Source organism: Bradyrhizobium sp. Kon37 (assembly GCF_055807535.1).
Window position 1 is genome coordinate 166,973 of record NZ_JBVVOY010000006.1, and the last position, 16,205, is coordinate 183,177.

Below are 16,205 nucleotides of genomic sequence, written 5' to 3' on the forward strand. Positions count from 1 at the left end.
TCTCCATTATCCGGGGATGGTTCCGGTCCTCACATGCCGTGGCTCTGAAACACCTTGCTGCAAGACCGCGACAGCTTGGCCCGGTTGGCTTGCAAGCAGCCTTGCACCGCCATGTCGTTGCCGAGGTCCTTGCGGCAGAAGCGCGAGGCGTCCCGCGAACAGGCCTTCTGCTCCTGCGGCGTACCCATATGGCCTTGCGCGAAAGCGGGCGCGTTCGACAAGCCGCTGACGGCCGTCAGCGCGATCGTCGCCAGGAAGAACAGTTTGCGGGACATCGGCGGCTCCAAATCTGACAGGTGAGTTTCAAGTCCGTCGCTATGCCGCTTGTTCCCAGCGCGGAGCCCGCACCTCCCGCTATTCAAGGTTCCCGCGGCGCTGCTATAACGGGGCGAAGGATGAGGGTGCCTGATGAAACGCTATCTTGTGTTTGCGCTGGTCGGCCCGTTCGTGGGCGGGTTCCTGCTGCTGCTGACGACGACCTATCAGTCCGGCTATTGGACCCAGACCAATCTCGCTGAGGTCGGCAAGCTGTTCGCGGTGTTCTTCAAGTCCCTGCAATACAGCTATCTGTTCGGCTTCCTGCCCTCGCTTATGATCGGTGCGGTCGACGACATCCTGGTCCACATCCGCCGGATCGGCCCGGTGCTGCGGATGCTGCTGGTCGGCGTGTTCGCCTTCATCCTGGCCTCGCTGACCTACAGCTCGCGCGGGCCGGATTCGGGCGCGGTGCAGTTCATCCTGTACGGCCTCGTCGGGTTCGTGCCGGCGGTGATTTCATCCTGGCTCGTGCATAGATATGTCCCGGAGCCCCAGCCGGCGGCAGCACAGACTTGAGGGCGCGACCTTCGATCACGCCGCAGCAACCTCCGCCGCGCTGGCGCGTTCCCTACAGGCCATGACCATGTCCGATGACGATATCCTTGCTCCACGTCGCTCCCGTTCGGGAAGCCGCCCGGGTGCGGCCTCTTCGGGCACCGAGGGGCGTGGACCGATCATCGATCAGGACGGTCGCGAGATCCGGCCCGAAACGCTGGAGCAGGGCTTTCGCGAGTTTCGCTTCGAGTTCGGGAAGGACAGTCCCTTCGCCGGCAACCCGTTTGGCAATCTGACGCGCGAGCAGCGGATCGCGCGGATCGAGGCAATCGCAAAGCTGCTCGACGTCGCCTTCGTGCTGCCCGGAACCAATATCCGCTATGGCATCGACGGCTTGATCGGACTGATCCCCGTCGTCGGCGACATCATCACCACCGCGATCTCGCTCTGGCTGGTGCGAGAGGCGAGGGCGCTCGGGGCGCCCTGGTACATCACCGCGCGCATGCTCGGCAATGTCGCCCTCGACGGCGTTGTGGGAATTGTGCCGTTCGCGGGCGACGCCTTCGACGTCATGTTCCGTGCCAACATGCGCAACGTGCGCCTGCTTCGCCGCTGGCTCGACAAGCAGCCTCGCATCTGACACTCCCCAAGTCTGACACTCCCCAAGACTGACACTGCCCAAAACGCAAAAAGCGCGACGGCCTTTCGGCCATCGCGCTTTCAGCGCACATCGGAGCGCGTTACGAAAATTTATGCCGCGTCGGCGGCGTCGGTGCTGGCTTCCACCGGCTTGCGGTGGCGGGGCAGCGGGAAGGCTTCGCTCTCATACAGCGAGCGGATGCCGTTCTGGTCGAAGCGCGCTTCCTCGACCTGGAGATAGGCGCCGTTCAGCGAGTCCGTCGGCAACTGCTCCATCGCGAACTGGACGGCTTCGGCCGCGGTGCCGAACCGGCGATAGGTGAAGCCTGCACGCTTCTTCTTGCGGATCGCAGCGGGGAAGAGTTCGGCGGAAGTGTTGAAGTTGAACGGACGCAGTGGACGCATGGTCAAAGACCTCGTGATCTCTCTGGGGCTTTAAGCGCGTGGGGTTGGGACGGGCAGAGGCCACCATTGGAGTGGGCGCCGCACATGTCATTTTCGTCCTCTAATATAGCCCGTTTTGACAAAATTGCGACCCCCGCGATGCGAGATGATGAATCCGCGCATGGCAGCTCCGCAAGGCTTAAAATCGCAGTAATGTCAATGACTTGAATGGTTTATAGCTTGCCAAGGAGCAGCAGCACGAGCAGCACCACCAGGACAAGGCCGCCGATCCCCATGCCGGAATGACCCATTCCGTAGCCGTAGCCACCGACGCGGCCCGACAGGCCGCCGACGAGATAAATGATCACCAGGATGATCAGGATGGTCCCAAGCGTCATGGCATCCTCCCTGGCGGCCGCCGCAAAGCCATGGCCGGCCGCACCACCAGGGAAGAAAAGCACATCGCGCCGCCGGGTTCCATGACGGAACCCGGCGGCGCGCAAGGTTTATTTGGGCTCGAGCTTCAGCGCCGCGGAATTGATGCAGTAACGCAAGCCCGTGGGCCCAGGGCCGTCGGGGAAGACATGGCCGAGATGGCCGCTGCACTTGGCGCACAGCACCTCGGTGCGGACCATGCCGTGGCTGACGTCGCGCTCCTCGTCGATATGGCCCTCGGCGGCGGGCTGGGTGAAGCTCGGCCAGCCGCAGCCGGAATCGAACTTCGCGTCGGACTCGAACAGCACATTGCCGCAGCCGGCGCAGGTATAGGTGCCGGCGCGGTGGTCGTGCTCATATTCGCCGGAGAAGGGACGCTCGGTCGCCTTCTCGCGCAGCACTGCGTATTGCATCGGCGACAACTCGCTGCGCCATTGCTGTTCGCTCTTGATGACCTTGTCGTCCGTGGTTTTCGTCTTGGTGTCGGGCATGGGTCTCCCGTTTTTCGATGATCTTGTTTTCGGTGATCTTGTTCAGTGATCTTGCGATCAGTTGGTGGCCTTGCTGGCGCTCACCAGCGTCGGCTTCTCGATATAGTTATCCGCGAACAGCTTTTTCAGGTTCTCGACCTTCGGAAGGTCGTTGTAGGCGATGTAGGGCTGGTTCGGGTGCAGCGTCAGATAATCCTGGTGATAGGCCTCCGCCGGATAGAACGCCTCCAGCGCGCCGACCTTGGTCGCGATCGGCTTGTTGAAGACCTTGGCGCCGTTGAGCTGGGCGATATAGGCCTCGGCCACCTTCTTCTGCTCGTCGGAGGTGGTGAAGATCGCCGAGCGATATTGCGTGCCGGAGTCGGGGCCCTGCCGGTTGAGCTGGGTCGGGTCGTGCGCCACCGAGAAGTAGATCTGGAGGATCTTGCCGTAGGAGATCTTCTTGGGGTCGTATTTGATCTCGACCGATTCCGCGTGGCCGGTCCGGCCACTCGAGACGGTCTGGTAGTCGGCTGTCGCCTTGGTGCCGCCGGCGTAGCCGGAGACCGCGTTGACGACGCCTGCGGTGTGCTGGAACACGCCCTGCACGCCCCAGAAGCAGCCGCCGGCGATCACGGCGGTCTGGATCCCGCTTGCGGGGGCCGCGTCAACGGCAGGAGCGGGGATCACGACCGCATCCTCTGCGGCCCGGGTCGGCGCGGCAAAGGCCAGCGTCAGGGCGGTGGTTGCGGCGAGCAGGGACAGGATGGCAGGTCGGCGCATGGCGATCCTCTTTCCGAAGGTCTGACAGTCTAGGGCGGTTGGGGCCGGGCGAACAGCCTGCCCGGCATTTTCGGATAGTCGAGATACGGGCCGGCCGGGCGATTGTTACGGCCGGACGGACACGAGTCTGTGAAACGCGCCGCCTGGAGCGGCCCGGCTTGGCGAGGACAGGAACTCCGGGCTAGATGAACCGGCGCGATCGGTGATCGACCTAAAGAATGATGGCTGGAGCTGACCTGACACCATGCTGCGCGTCGCATCCCTGACACTCGTCGCCCTGCTCGCCATCCTGGCCGGCTGGAGCTCGATCGCGGCGGCCGATCCAAAACCCGGCGACGACCTCGCCATTTGCCGCGACCGCCAGGCGGATGCACAGGCGAGGGTGCAGGCCTGCGACAATTTGCTCAACGCCGACCGGCTCACCGGCAAGGACAAGGCCGTCGCGCTTTCCGTGCGCGGCAATACGTTGATCAACAAGCGCGACTACGTCCACGCCATCGAGACCTTGTCCATCGCCGTCGACCTCGATCCCGACAACGTCGTCACGCTCAATCTGCGCGGCCTCGCCTATGAGCGGACGGGCCAGGACGATCATGCGATGGCGGACTACAACCTCGCGCTCCAGAAGCGCCCGACCTACGGTGTCCCCTACAACAACCGCGGCATCATCCAGTTGCGCCGGGGGGCGCTGCAAAGCGCGCTCGACGATTTCAACCTGTCGATCAAATACGCGCCAAAATTCCTGCTCGGCTACACCAACCGCGCCCGCGTGCGCACGCTGATGCAGGATTTCGACGGCGCGATCGCCGATTTCGCGGAGGCCGAGAAGATCGAACCGGGCGCGCAGCAGATCACCGCCAACCGCTGCATCACCTACGGCATGATGGGCAAGTACGACCAGGCCTTCGCCGACTGCAACGGCCTGATCGAGAAGCAGCCGAAGAACGTGTACGCGATCAACAATCGCGCCGACATCAACATGCTGAAGGGCGATTTCGACGCCGCGTTGAAGGACTACAACATTGCGATCCAGATCAACCCGAACAATGTCCGGGCACATTCGGGTCGCGGCCAGATCTACGAGCGCAAGAAGGACCTCGCCCAGGCCCGTGCCGACTATCGTGCGGCGGCCTATTCGCTGACGAAGTTCGACGAGCTCGACGTCGCGCGCGCCCGCGCGATCGCGCAGGAGCGATTGGCCGCGCTGACCCCGCAGGCGCCAGCCGGATCCACCGGGCGCCGTGTGGCGCTGGTGATCGGGAACGGCGCCTACAAGAACGTCCACGCCTTGCCCAATCCGCCACGCGACTCGAAAATGATCGCAGCCGCGCTGCGCGATGTCGGCTTCCAGACCGTGATATCCGTCAGCGACCTGACCCGCGACAAGTTCTTCGAAGCGTTGCAGACGTTTGCGGCCGAGGCGGAGAAGGCGGATTGGGCGGTGGTCTATTACGCCGGCCACGGTTTCGAGATCGGCGGCGTCAATTATCTCGTTCCCGTCGATGCCAAGCTTGCCGCCGACAGGGACGCCGAGACCCAGGCGGTTGCGCTGGAGCAGGTGATCGCGGCGGTGGGCGCTGCGCGAAAAGTGCGTCTGGTGATGCTGGATGCCTGCCGCGACAATCCGTTTGCGCCGACCATGCAGCGCACGCTGTCGCTCAAGCTGGTGGACAAGGGCTTTTCCAACATCGAGCCCGGCGCCGGCTTCATGGTGGTCTACGCCGCCAAGCACGGCGAGACCGCGATGGACGGCGACGGCGGCGCCGACAGCCCGTTCGCCACCGCGCTCGCCCGCGAAATCAAGATGCCGCGCGTCGAGATCCGAAAACTGTTCGACATCGTCCGCGACGACGTCTGGCTTGTGACCAAGCACGTGCAGCAGCCGTTTTCCTACGGCTCGCCGCCGGGAAGAGAGGATTTTTATTTCGTTGTGGGGAAGTGAGGGCCGGGCTCGAATTCGTAGCCCGCATGAGCGTAGCGACATGCGGGTCCTTCTGTCCCGGATATCGCTTCGCTCATCCGGGCTACGGCAGCTACGGGAGCCTCACACCACAATGCTCAGCCGCTTCGCCGCCCGCGTAATTCCCGTGTACAGCCACCGCGCGCGGCTCTCCTGAAACGCAAAGCTCTCGTCGAACAGCACGACGTCGTCCCATTGCGAGCCCTGCGACTTGTGCACGGTCAGCACGTAGCCGTAGTCGAACTCGTCATAGGGCTTGCGCTGCTCCCAGGCGATCGCCTCGACGCCGCCCTCGAAGCAATCGGCGCGCACCGAGACCTTGGTCACCTTGTGGCCGAGATCCTCGTCCGGCGACAGTCTCATGCTGAGAATGCGGGATTTCGAGCGCGAAGTGTTGCGCGACTTCACCCGCCACAGCCCGCCGTTGAACAGGCCCTTCTTGCGATTGTTGCGCAGGCAGACCAGCTTGTCGCCGGCGACGGGGAAGACGTCCTCGATGTTCTGGCGCTGGCGCACCCGCATATTGTACGCGCGCCGCGTGTTGTTGCGGCCGACCAGGACCTGGTCGGCGGCCATGACGCGATCAGGATCGAGCTCCTTGCGCGATACCACCTCGCTCTCGCCGTAACGGCCGATGTCGAGCTCGCGGCCCTCGCGGACGTCCATCGACATCCGAACGATCGGATCGTCCTGGGCCTGGCGGTGCACCTCGGTCAGCATCGCGTCGGGCTCGGTATTGGTGAAGAAGCCGCCGCCCTGGATCGGGGGCAGCTGCGCGGGATCGCCCAGCACCAGCAGCGGGCAGTCGAACGACATCAGGTCGCGGCCCAATTCGGCGTCGACCATCGAGCATTCGTCGATCACGATCAGCTTGGCCTTGGACGCCGGGGCGTCGTCCCACAGCTCGAAGCTCGGTTGTTCCTCGCCGGATTCGCGGGTGCGGTAGATCAGCGAATGGATGGTGGAGGCCTCGTCGCAACCCTTGTTGCGCATGACCAGCGCCGCCTTGCCGGTGAAGGCGGCGAACTTCACCTCGCCGTCGACGCCGTCGGAGATGTGCCGCGCCAGCGTGGTCTTGCCGGTGCCGGCATAGCCGAACAGGCGGAACACCGGCGGCGTGCCGTTGCGGCCGGGCTTGGCCTTGAGCCAGTCGCCAACGGCCTTGAGCGCGGCATCCTGATGCGGGGTGAATGTGGCCATGTCTGTCTTGAGGAGGGGGCGAAACGGAGCGATTCGCCAGCCCCAAAACTAACCATTCGCACCGCCGGTTCAAGCCGGGCGGGGCGCCCTATTGCCAGCCGGGTACACCGCGCATGTCGGGCAGATGGTGGGCGATGCCCTTGTGGCAGTCGATGCAGGTCTTTTCCTTGGTGAACAGGAAGCGCTGATGGGCGACCGAGGCCCGCGGCGACTGCTTGGTGATGTCCATGGAATCGGCGCTGTGGCAGTTGCGGCATTCCAGCGAATCGTTGGACTTGAAGCGCGCCCATTCATGCGCCGCGAGCTCGAGCCGGTGATCCTGGAATTTCTCGCGGGTGTCGATGGTCCCGAAGATCTTGCCCCAGACCTCCTTGGAGGCCTGCATCTTGCGGGCGATCTTGTCGGTCCAGTTGTGCGGCACGTGGCAATCCGGACAGGTCGCGCGCACGCCGGAGCGGTTGGCGAAGTGGATGGTCGATTTCAGCTCGGCATAGACGTTGTCCTTCATCTCATGGCAGCCGGTGCAGAATTTTTCGGTGTTGGTCAATTCCAGCGCGGTGTTGAAGCCGCCCCAGAAGATCACGCCGGCCATGAAGCCCGCCAGCACCAGCACGCCGAGCCCGAACACCGAGCTCGGACGGATCAGCACCTGCCAGAGCTCGCGCGCAAAGTCCAAGCTTCGCGCGACGAAGCCGCGTTTGGCCTTCATTCCCTCGTCGGGCTCATCAGCGGTCGTCGTCATCGGCGGCCACCCGGGCTTGCGCGCGACAGCAGCGTGTCGATGTCGGTGAAGTCGTTGCTGACGGGCGGATTGGCGCTGTTCTGCGGCACATGGCATTCCGTGCAGAAGAAGCGGCGCGGCGAGATCGAAGCCAGGAACTGGCCGTCGCGATCCATGAAGTGGGTGATCGAGACCATCGGCGCCTGCGATTCCGCGATGCGCGCCCGTGCATGGCAGGACAGGCACTTGTTGCCGTTGAGGTCGATCTGATAGCCGTCGATCGCATGCGGGATCACCGGCGGCTGCTCCGGATAGTTGCGCACTTCCCTTTCGGAGGTGTTGCGGTTCGGCAGCATCGGCGGCGCCGGCCCTTCGTCGTTGAGCGGCGTCGGGCCGCGCAGGCCCGACGTCACCGTCTGCGCGGTCAGCGAACTCGCGCCGGCTGCGATCGCGACTGCGAGCAGCGCTACTCCAAATCGTTTCATCATGACACGCTCACCCGCTCGATGCGCACGGCGCACTTCTTGTAATCGGTCTGCAGCGAGATCGGATCTGTGGCGTCCAGCGTCACCTTGTTGATCAGCTTGGATTCGTCGAACCACGGCACGAAGACGAGGCCACGCGGCGGCCGGTCGCGGCCGCGCGTCTCGACGCGGACACGGATGAAGCCGCGGCGGGAGACCACCTTCACCTCGTCGCCGCGGCGGATCTTCGCCTCCTGCGCGTCGTCAGGATGCATGAAGCACACCGCCTCGGGGAACGCCTTATAGAGTTCGGGCACCCGGCGCGTCATGGTGCCGGAATGCCAATGCTCCAGCACGCGACCGGTCGACAGCCAGAACGGATATTCGTTGTCGGGGGATTCGGCCGCCGGCTCGTAAGGAAGTGCGAAGATGCGCGCCTTGCCGTCCGGATAGCCGTAGAACTGCACGTCCGTGCCCTGCTTGACGTAGGGATCGCTGCCTTCGCGGAAACGCCATTTCGTCTCCTGGCCGTTGACGACGGGCCAGCGCAGGCCACGCTCGCGGTGATAGACATCGAACGGCGCGAGGTCGTGGCCGTGGCCGCGGCCGAACGCGGCGTATTCCTCGAACAGGCCCTTCTGCACGTAGAAGCCGAATGCCTTGGACTCCTCGTTGGCGTAGCCTTCCTCGATCTCCGAACTCGGGAATTTATCGACCTGGCCGTTCTTGTAGAGCAGGTCGAACAGCGTCTTGCCGCGAACCTCGGGCTTCTTGGCGATCAGCTCCTCCGGCCAAACCTCCTCGATCTTGAAGCGCTTGGAGAACTCCATGAGCTGCCAGAGATCGGATTTCGATTCGCCGGGCGCGGGGACGAGCTGATGCCAGAACTGCGTGCGCCGCTCGGCGTTGCCGTAAGCGCCCTCCTTCTCCACCCACATCGCGGTCGGCAGGATCAAATCGGCGGCGAGCGCCGTCACCGATGGATAGGCGTCCGAGACCACGATGAAATTGTCGGGATTGCGGAAGCCCGGATAGGTCTCCTCGTTGGCGTTGGGACCGGCCTGGAGGTTGTTGTTGACCTGCACCCAATAGGCGTTGATCAGGCCGTCCTTCAGCATCCGGCTTTGCAGCACGGCGTGTGCGCCGGGCTTTTCGGGAATGGTGCCCTCCGGAAGCTGCCAGATGTGCTCGGCCTTGGTGCGATGCTCTTTGTTGGTGACGACCATGTCGGCCGGCAGGCGGTGCGAGAAGGTGCCGACCTCGCGCGCGGTGCCGCAGGCCGAGGGCTGGCCGGTCAGCGAGAACGGGCTGTTGCCGGGCGAGGAGATCTTTCCGGTCAGAAGGTGGATGTTGTAGACGAGGTTGTTGCACCAGACGCCGCGGGTGTGCTGGTTGAAGCCCATGGTCCAGAACGAGACCACCTTGGTCTTGGGGTCGGCATAGAGTTCGGCCAGCGCCTCCAGCCGGTTGAGCGGCACGCCCGACATCTCCGCCGCCTTCTCCAGCGTGTACTCCGAGACGAACTTGACGTACTCGTCGTAGCTCATCTCGGTGGAATCATTGGCCTTCGCCGCGCCCGTCGCCTTCTTCTGCAGCGGATGCTCCGGCCTCAAACCATAACCAATGTCGGTCTGGCCGCGCCTGAAGATGGTATGCGCGGCAACGAAGTCCTTGTTGACCCGGCCCGTCTTGATGATGTGGTTGGCGATGGCGTTGAGAATGTAGAGATCGGTCTGCGGTTTGAACACCATGCCGATGTCGGCGAGGTCGAACGAGCGGTGCTCGAAGGTCGAGAGCACGGCGACGCGGACATGCGGTGCGGAGAGCCGCCGGTCGGCGAGGCGCGTCCACAGGATCGGATGCATCTCCGCCATGTTGGAGCCCCACAGCACGAAGGCGTCGGTGGCCTCGATGTCGTCATAGCAGCCGGCCGGCTCGTCGATGCCGAAGGTGCGCATCATGCCGGCGACGGCGGAGGCCATGCAGTGGCGCGCGTTGGGATCGATGTTGTTGGTGCGGAAGCCGGCCTTGAACAGCTTCACGGCCGCATAGCCCTCCCAGACCGTCCACTGGCCGGAGCCGAACATGGCGACGCCGTTCGGCCCGCGCTTCTTGATCGCCTCCTTCCACTTCACCTCCATGATGTCGAAGGCTTCCGTCCAGGAGATGGGCGTGAATTCGCCGTTCTTGTCGTATTTGCCGGCCGTCTTGCGCAGCATCGGCTGCGTCAGGCGGTCGTGGCCGTACATGATCTTGGAGAGGAAGTAGCCCTTGACGCAGTTGAGGCCGCGATTGACCTCGGCCTTGATGTCGCCGTGGGTGGCGACGACGCGATTGTTCTTGGTCGCGACCATCACGGAGCAACCGGTACCGCAGAAGCGGCAGGCGGCCTTGTCCCATTTCAGTTCGGCGACGTCGCGCTCGGCGACGAGGTTCGCGGCGAGCGCCGGTGCCGGCATGCCCGCAGCGGCGGCCGCTATGGCGGCGGCCTCGAGCTTCAGCATCTGGCGGCGGTCGAGCTTTGGCGATTTCATAATGGCTCTTCCTGACTCAGGCGGTTTCAATGGCGTGAAAGACCAGCGCTGCGGAATAGACGTCGGGCAGCGACTGGATGGTGTTGAGCAGGGTGCCGAGGCTGCCGGAATCAGGCGCCTCGGTCACGACGATGAGCTTGCCGCGCGCGTCGCGGCCGTGGATCTCGCAGCCGGCAAGGGCGGTGATCGCGGCTTCCAGCTGGTCCAGACGCTCGGGGCGCGCCTGCACGATGATGCTGGCAATTTCGCAACCGGGCGGCGCGACGATGCGGTCGGCGCTGAGCACCCGGCCGGTGATCAATGCGCGGCGGTTGAATTTGGATTCGGCCATGATGCCTGTCTTTCGCTTCGAGGAGATCAATGCGGGGAGGGCGGCGGGCCGGGAGGGCCGGCGAACATCTGGTAGATCCAGACGCCGAGCCCGTAGGAGCCGACCGTTCCGACCGCGAGGACGGGCATCACGATTGCGGTCAGGAACAGGAAAGCGAAAATCTCCATGCGCTTACGGCGCACGCGCGAAGTCGCGTCGTCTGGGGCCGACATATTCGGTCTCGTTTGGAATGTGGGGATTGGGACGGCATCCGGGCCGTTGCCTTGCCGCACCTTAGATGCAGCAGGGCCACTGACGCCTTGATCTGGATCAATCCGTCCAGTTGCGATGCTGGCTGCCGCCAGACCACAAGCACAAGTTCGGGTTGTGCCCGTGCGAAGGCGATGCGACAATTTGGCATCGAACGGGGATACGAGCTGTGAACGCGACGGGGCTGACGGCGATCGATCTCGGACTTCGCGGCGCGGCGAGCGGCGTGTTCCTGTTGATCGTTCTCGTGGCCTTGCTGCGTCGTGCAACCGGCCAACAGGCTTTTCTGGGCATTGCGATGTGCGCAGGCGGCATGTTCTATGCGATCGCGACGGCGCCCAACCTGCCCAAAACGGCTTGGTGGTGGGTGTTGCCGATCCTGTCCGCGCAGCCTGCGGTCTTCTGGCTGTGGGCGCGCGCGGCGTTTGACGACGATTTCGTGCTGAGGCGTTGGCACGGCGTCCTGTGGCTGGGCATCGTGGCTTTCGGGTTTGCAATCACGCTGGCTTGGGCGAACTGGCCCGCTTTGGCCGGCGCAGGCGGGCGAGTCCTGGCTCTGGCCACCCTGGTGCTGGCCCTCGCTGCCGCGGTTCAGACGGTCAAGACCTGGCGAGCCGATCTGGTCGCGCGGCGACGCCGATTGCGGCTGGCGATGCTCGCGATCAATGTCGTGCTCATCGCGACCGTCGCCCTCGCTGGCTTCGCCGCAATTCCCGTCGCGGTTCCCGGTGCGCCCGGCAGTCTCCCGACCGCGCTCGGGCTGTTCGTAGTGGCCATGCTTGCCGGCATCGGCCTGTTCAGCGCGCCGGCGATGGCCGTCAATGACGCCACGGCCGCGATCGCATCCGGCGAGGTGGCGAGGCAAGCCCCGGCCGCCGATCGCGCTGCCGCGGGGCGGGTCGTCGTCGATCCGATCCTGCTGCGGCGACTTGATCATCTGATGACCGTGGAGCGAAGCTACCGCCAGGAAGGCCTTGCGATCGGAGCGCTTGCGGCGCGGCTCGACGTTCCCGAGCATCGGCTGCGCCAGGCGATCAATGAAGGGCTGGGCTATCGCAACTTCAATGCGTTCCTCAACCGCTACCGTATCGAGGATGCCAGGCTGGCTCTGTCCGACGTGACGCAACGGGAGGTCCCGGTGCTGACCATCGCCATGGATGCGGGCTTCAAGTCGATCGGACCTTTCAACCGGGCCTTCAAGGCGGAGACCGGCATGACCCCGACCGAATTCCGGCGTGAGGCGCTGAGCCGGCCCGAGAGCGCTGCACTCATCCAGCCGCGCCGCGAAATCGGCTAGCCGATTTTTGGATCAGGCGAGAACGCGCTGTGCCGATTGGTTAGACCGTCCAGCATAAACTCCCATCCAGCCGGAACGAGCCTATCCATGTCCCACCCGACCGCCGCCGCCCCTGTATCGGAGAGGCTCCATGCTCTGGACGCAGTCAGGGGTGGCGCCCTGCTGCTCGGCATCGTCCTGCACGCGACATTGTCGTTTGTGCCGGCCTCGCCCCGGTTCTGGATCATCCAGGACACCCATCCAAGCGTTACTCTGGGCCTGCTGTCCTTTACGATCCACGTCTTCCGGATGACGACCTTCTTCCTGATGGCCGGCTTCTTTGCCCGCATGAGCTTTCAGCGCCGGGGGAGCTGGGGCTTCGTCAAGGACAGGCTGCAGCGGATCGGCCTGCCGTTGGTGATCGGCTGGCCGCTCGTGTTCATGCCGATCGTTCTGATCGTGATCTGGGCATCTCACTTTCCAAATGGCGGTCCGATCCACCCCACGTCCGGCTGGCTGCCGGCATTGCCTAAGTTTCCCCTGACCCATCTCTGGTTTCTGTATGTGCTGCTGGAACTCTATCTCGCGACGCTGCTGCTGCGCGGCGCAATGGTCTGGCTTGATGCATCAGGTGCGCTGCGCATGGTGCTTGACCGTGCCTTCGCGCAGATCATGCGAAATCCGCTGGCTCCCCTGGTTCTGGCAATCCCGATCGGCATCGCCTTCTGCCTCGACCAACGATGGATCAACGTGATGGGCGTGAGGACGCCGGATCAATCGCTCATCACCAATGCGCAGGCCTGGATCGGCTTCGGCACCGCATTCGGCGTCGGCTGGCTCCTGCATCGGCAAGTCGATCTGCTGCGGCTCATCGAGCGACGCTGGCTGGCGCATGTCCTGCTCGCGCTCGGCCTGATCCTGGTCAGCTTCGCGTTGTCAGGCGTGATGCTGTCGTTGCCTGTCGCGCCGAAACTGCCGGTCAGCTTCGCCACGCTGAGGCTGATCTCCGCCATTCTCTACGCACCGGCGATTTGGGTTGCCACATTCGCGGTCCTCGGCCTCGCCCTCCGCTTCATGTCCGGCTTCAGTCGGACGTGGCGCTACCTCGCCGATGCATCCTACTGGCTCTATCTGATCCACCTGCCGATCGTGATGGCGCTGCAGGTCGCGCTGTCGCAGTTCGACTGGCCCGGGCTGATCAAGTTCGCGATCATTCTCCTCGTCGCGCTTCCTCCGATGCTGGCGAGCTACCATCTGCTGGTGCGCTTCACCTTCATCGGTGTGGTCCTGAATGGCCGTCGCGCTGAAAAGCACCTTCTCCCGCAAGGCGGAATTGCGACTGCGTAGACAGCGCCGCCCCACCCATTAAGATGCCCGCAACAAAAATATGAGCGGCAAAAACACTTGGGAGAGGCGTCATGAAGTTCGGCATCTTCTATGAGCTGCAACTGCCACGTCCCTGGGTGGCCGGCGACGAGCTCAGCCTCTACCAGAACGCGCTCTCGCAGATGGAACTCGCAGACCAGCTCGGCTACGACCACGCCTGGGTCGTCGAGCATCACTTCCTCGAAGAATACTCGCACTCGCCCTCGCCGGAATCGTTTCTCGCAGCCGCAAGCCAGCGCACCAGGAACATCCGGCTCGGCCACGGCATCCTCCAGCTCACCACCAACCATCCTGCACGCGTCGCCGAGCGCGTTGCGGTGCTCGACCTGCTCTCCAACGGGCGCTGCGAATTCGGCATGGGCGAGAGCGCCTCCATCACCGAACTCACGCCGTTCGGCCGCGACATGGAGACCAAGAAGGAGGTGTTCGAGGAAGCCGTCGCCGCGATCTTCCCGATGTTCAAGGACGCGGGCAGCGAGCATCACGGCAAATATTTCGACATCCCCTTGCGCAACGTCGTGCCGAAGCCGGTGCAGAAACCGCATCCGCCGCTGTGGATGGCGTGCTCGCAATTACAGACCATCGAGCGCGCCGGCCGCCACGGCTTTGGCGCGCTCGGCTTCCAGTTCGTCAGCGCGGATGCCGCGCATGCCTGGGTGCACGCCTATTACAACGCCATGACCAAGCGTCTCGCCAAGCTCGCCGACTACGAGATTAACCCGAACATGGCGCTGGTGTCGTTCTTCATGTGCGCGAAGACGGACGAGGAGGCCCGCGCCCGCGCCGACGGCGCCACCTTCTTCCAGTTCGCGTTGCGCTTCTACGGCGCCTCGCAGAACCGCCAGCGTCCGGCGCCCTACGCCGTCAACATGTGGGACGAGTACAACAAGTGGAAGCGCGATAATCCGGAGGCGCAGGAGGCGGCGCTGCGCGGCGGCCTGATCGGCTCGCCCGAGACGATCCGCAAGAAGCTCAAGCGCTTCCAGGGCTCGCACATCGACCAGGTTATCCTCCTGAACCAGGCGGGCAAGAACAGCCACGAGCACATCTGCGAATCGCTGGAGCTGTTCGGCCGCGAAGTGATGCCGGAATTCCAGAACGATCCGGCGCAGGCGGCATGGAAGCAAGGCGTCATGAGCGGCGAGATCAAGCTCGAGGAAATCGACACCGAGGCGTTCACCGACCGCTACGGCAAGCTCGCCGTCAGCGTCGCGCCGGCGAAGGCGGCGGCGGGGTAGGGTGTCACGTCCTGCAACAAGCGATCCCGGAGTGTTCATGACAAAACACCGGATCTACACCACCAGCTTCGCAAGCGTTTACCCGCTTTACGTTGCGAAGGCGGAGAAGAAAGGACGCACCAAAGCAGAGGTCGATCAGGTCATCTCCTGGTTGACAGGCTATGGTCAGAAGGAGCTGGAAGCCCAACTGGAACAGCGGACGGACTTCGAGACCTTCTTTGCGAAAGCCCCCAAGATCAATCCTTCGCGAGCCCTGATCAAAGGCGTGGTTTGCGGCGTCCGGGTCGAGGATGTCAAAGAGCCGACGATGCGGGAGATCCGCTACCTGGACAAGCTGATCGATGAGCTGGCCAAGGGAAAAGCGATGGACAAGATTTTGCGCAAAAGTGCTGATTGAGCTCCTTCGTCCGCCCGGCTAGGCGACGCCGCAGGAGATATCCGGCGACACCCGCCTTCCGCTGCGCGGCCATTGCTGATAAATTCCGTCAAAAGGCGATGGGGAGAAAACGATGCGCCCTCACGGGACGTCCGCAAATCCGGCAGCTGGCGATGTCACGTCCGCGGTGCTCGCCATCGGTCGTCCGGATTTCCCTGATATCCTGATCGATACACTGCGCCGGCAGGCCGGGGTCGGGCATTGCATGGTGTTCGCGCTGAGCCGCGCGGGCGCCGCACACTGCCTGCTCGATGCCGGCAACATCCCGATCGGCGGCGATCTCGGCGCCGCCTATGCCGGGCAGTTCCACCAATCCGATCCCAACCGCGATGCGATGTTCGAAGGCGAGGGCCGCGCGACGCTCGTGCTGCCCGCCTTCGCGCCGCGCATGTACGGCGCCCGCTACCGCAAAATGTTCTTTGTGGATTCCGGCATCGTCGACAAATGCGCGACCGCGATCTGGGTCGACGACACCTGCTTCTACGTCAACTTCTATCGCATCGCGGTCCAGGGCCGCTTCAGCGACGCCCAGCGTGCGCGGCTTGAGGCCATCGCACCGGCCATCAGTGCGAGCGTGGCGCGCCATTTCCAGCACAGCTCGGCGGCGACGACCGAGCAGTCTCTCGCCGCGCTCTTCGCGACGCGCGCGCCGCTCGCCAGCCTCACCCCGCGCGAGCAGGACGTTTGCCGGCGCATCCTCTCCGGCTTCAGCTCCGAGGCGATCTCGCAGGCGCTCGGAATCAGCCTGCATTCGACCCTGACGTACCGCAAGCGCGCCTATGAGCGGCTCGGCATCTCGTCACAAAGCGAGCTGTTTGCGATCGTGCTGCGCCTGCTCGCCGGCCCGCGCGGCCTGAACTGAAGCTGTCCCAATCGCTGGGGACAG

Annotated in this window: 19 protein-coding genes; 8 read left to right on the forward strand and 11 right to left on the reverse strand. The window is 64.1% G+C overall.

Annotated elements, in window-relative coordinates; all coding sequences use genetic code 11:
• Positions 1–29: 29 nt before the first annotated feature.
• On the reverse strand, positions 30–275 hold the full coding sequence (locus AC0L3J_RS15705) for a hypothetical protein (protein WP_473347590.1): 246 nt from the start codon (positions 273–275) through the stop codon (positions 30–32).
• Positions 276–408: 133 nt separating this feature from the next.
• On the opposite strand from AC0L3J_RS15705, the gene AC0L3J_RS15710 reads away from it, so the two are divergent.
• Both AC0L3J_RS15710 and AC0L3J_RS15715 read left to right on the forward strand, forming a co-directional pair.
• Positions 409–834 (forward strand): DUF5413 family protein, encoded by a 426-nt coding sequence (locus AC0L3J_RS15710; protein WP_473347591.1) that lies wholly within the window; start codon positions 409–411, stop codon positions 832–834.
• 61 nt (positions 835–895) lie between these two features.
• Complete coding sequence (locus AC0L3J_RS15715; protein WP_473294537.1) at positions 896–1,453, forward strand: DUF4112 domain-containing protein; 558 nt, start codon at positions 896–898, stop codon at positions 1,451–1,453.
• A 110-nt stretch (positions 1,454–1,563) separates the two neighbouring features.
• Here AC0L3J_RS15715 and AC0L3J_RS15720 read toward each other — a convergent pair whose 3' ends face one another.
• From AC0L3J_RS15720 to msrA, 4 genes are all read right to left on the reverse strand, one after another.
• Positions 1,564–1,857: a hypothetical protein gene (locus AC0L3J_RS15720; protein ID WP_007596188.1), complete on the reverse strand. Its 294-nt coding sequence runs from the start codon at positions 1,855–1,857 to the stop codon at positions 1,564–1,566.
• Positions 1,858–2,069: 212 nt separating this feature from the next.
• Entirely contained in the window at positions 2,070–2,234 is a 165-nt protein-coding gene (locus AC0L3J_RS15725; RefSeq protein WP_081747975.1) for a DUF3309 family protein, read from the reverse strand.
• Positions 2,235–2,342: 108 nt separating this feature from the next.
• Positions 2,343–2,762, reverse strand: coding sequence for a peptide-methionine (R)-S-oxide reductase MsrB (gene msrB / locus AC0L3J_RS15730; protein ID WP_473347592.1), 420 nt, complete (start codon positions 2,760–2,762; stop codon positions 2,343–2,345).
• A gap of 57 nt (positions 2,763–2,819) precedes the next feature.
• Positions 2,820–3,524 (reverse strand): peptide-methionine (S)-S-oxide reductase MsrA, encoded by a 705-nt coding sequence (gene msrA / locus AC0L3J_RS15735; protein WP_473347593.1) that lies wholly within the window; start codon positions 3,522–3,524, stop codon positions 2,820–2,822.
• A gap of 244 nt (positions 3,525–3,768) precedes the next feature.
• Here msrA and AC0L3J_RS15740 point away from each other — a divergent pair, with 244 nt between their 5' ends.
• Positions 3,769–5,466 (forward strand): caspase family protein, encoded by a 1,698-nt coding sequence (locus tag AC0L3J_RS15740; RefSeq protein WP_473347594.1) that lies wholly within the window; start codon positions 3,769–3,771, stop codon positions 5,464–5,466.
• 102 nt (positions 5,467–5,568) lie between these two features.
• Here the strand turns inward: AC0L3J_RS15740 and AC0L3J_RS15745 are convergent, their stop codons facing one another.
• The 6 genes from AC0L3J_RS15745 to napE form a co-directional block, all read right to left on the reverse strand.
• Complete coding sequence (locus AC0L3J_RS15745; RefSeq protein ID WP_473347595.1) at positions 5,569–6,684, reverse strand: ATP-dependent DNA helicase; 1,116 nt, start codon at positions 6,682–6,684, stop codon at positions 5,569–5,571.
• Between the two features lie 88 nt (positions 6,685–6,772).
• A complete protein-coding gene (locus AC0L3J_RS15750; RefSeq protein ID WP_027570412.1) occupies positions 6,773–7,426 on the reverse strand; it encodes a NapC/NirT family cytochrome c in 654 nt (217 codons plus the stop codon).
• On the reverse strand, positions 7,423–7,893 hold the full coding sequence (locus AC0L3J_RS15755) for a nitrate reductase cytochrome c-type subunit (protein ID WP_473347596.1): 471 nt from the start codon (positions 7,891–7,893) through the stop codon (positions 7,423–7,425). Before AC0L3J_RS15755 ends, AC0L3J_RS15750 begins: the two co-directional genes overlap by 4 nt.
• Entirely contained in the window at positions 7,890–10,403 is a 2,514-nt protein-coding gene (gene napA / locus AC0L3J_RS15760) for a nitrate reductase catalytic subunit NapA (protein WP_473347597.1), read from the reverse strand. Before napA ends, AC0L3J_RS15755 begins: the two co-directional genes overlap by 4 nt.
• 16 nt (positions 10,404–10,419) lie before the next feature.
• Positions 10,420–10,734 carry a chaperone NapD gene (locus AC0L3J_RS15765; protein ID WP_473347598.1) on the reverse strand — a complete coding sequence of 105 codons (315 nt, stop codon included), beginning with the start codon at positions 10,732–10,734 and terminating at the stop codon, positions 10,420–10,422.
• A gap of 26 nt (positions 10,735–10,760) precedes the next feature.
• Positions 10,761–10,946, reverse strand: coding sequence for a periplasmic nitrate reductase, NapE protein (napE, locus tag AC0L3J_RS15770; RefSeq protein WP_007596178.1), 186 nt, complete (start codon positions 10,944–10,946; stop codon positions 10,761–10,763).
• 206 nt (positions 10,947–11,152) lie between these two features.
• Between napE and AC0L3J_RS15775 the strand changes: the two genes are divergently transcribed.
• The 5 genes from AC0L3J_RS15775 (at position 11,153) to AC0L3J_RS15795 (ending at position 16,181) form a co-directional block, all read left to right on the forward strand.
• Complete coding sequence (locus tag AC0L3J_RS15775) at positions 11,153–12,280, forward strand: AraC family transcriptional regulator (RefSeq protein ID WP_473347599.1); 1,128 nt, start codon at positions 11,153–11,155, stop codon at positions 12,278–12,280.
• A gap of 87 nt (positions 12,281–12,367) precedes the next feature.
• On the forward strand, positions 12,368–13,606 hold the full coding sequence (locus AC0L3J_RS15780; RefSeq protein ID WP_473347600.1) for an acyltransferase family protein: 1,239 nt from the start codon (positions 12,368–12,370) through the stop codon (positions 13,604–13,606).
• Positions 13,607–13,677: 71 nt separating this feature from the next.
• A complete protein-coding gene (locus AC0L3J_RS15785) occupies positions 13,678–14,883 on the forward strand; it encodes an LLM class flavin-dependent oxidoreductase (RefSeq protein WP_473347601.1) in 1,206 nt (401 codons plus the stop codon).
• A gap of 37 nt (positions 14,884–14,920) precedes the next feature.
• Positions 14,921–15,280, forward strand: coding sequence for a DUF2200 domain-containing protein (locus AC0L3J_RS15790; RefSeq protein WP_473347602.1), 360 nt, complete (start codon positions 14,921–14,923; stop codon positions 15,278–15,280).
• A gap of 112 nt (positions 15,281–15,392) precedes the next feature.
• Positions 15,393–16,181, forward strand: a complete 789-nt coding sequence (locus tag AC0L3J_RS15795) for a helix-turn-helix transcriptional regulator (protein WP_473347603.1) — start codon at positions 15,393–15,395, stop codon at positions 16,179–16,181.
• Positions 16,182–16,205 lie beyond the last annotated feature (24 nt).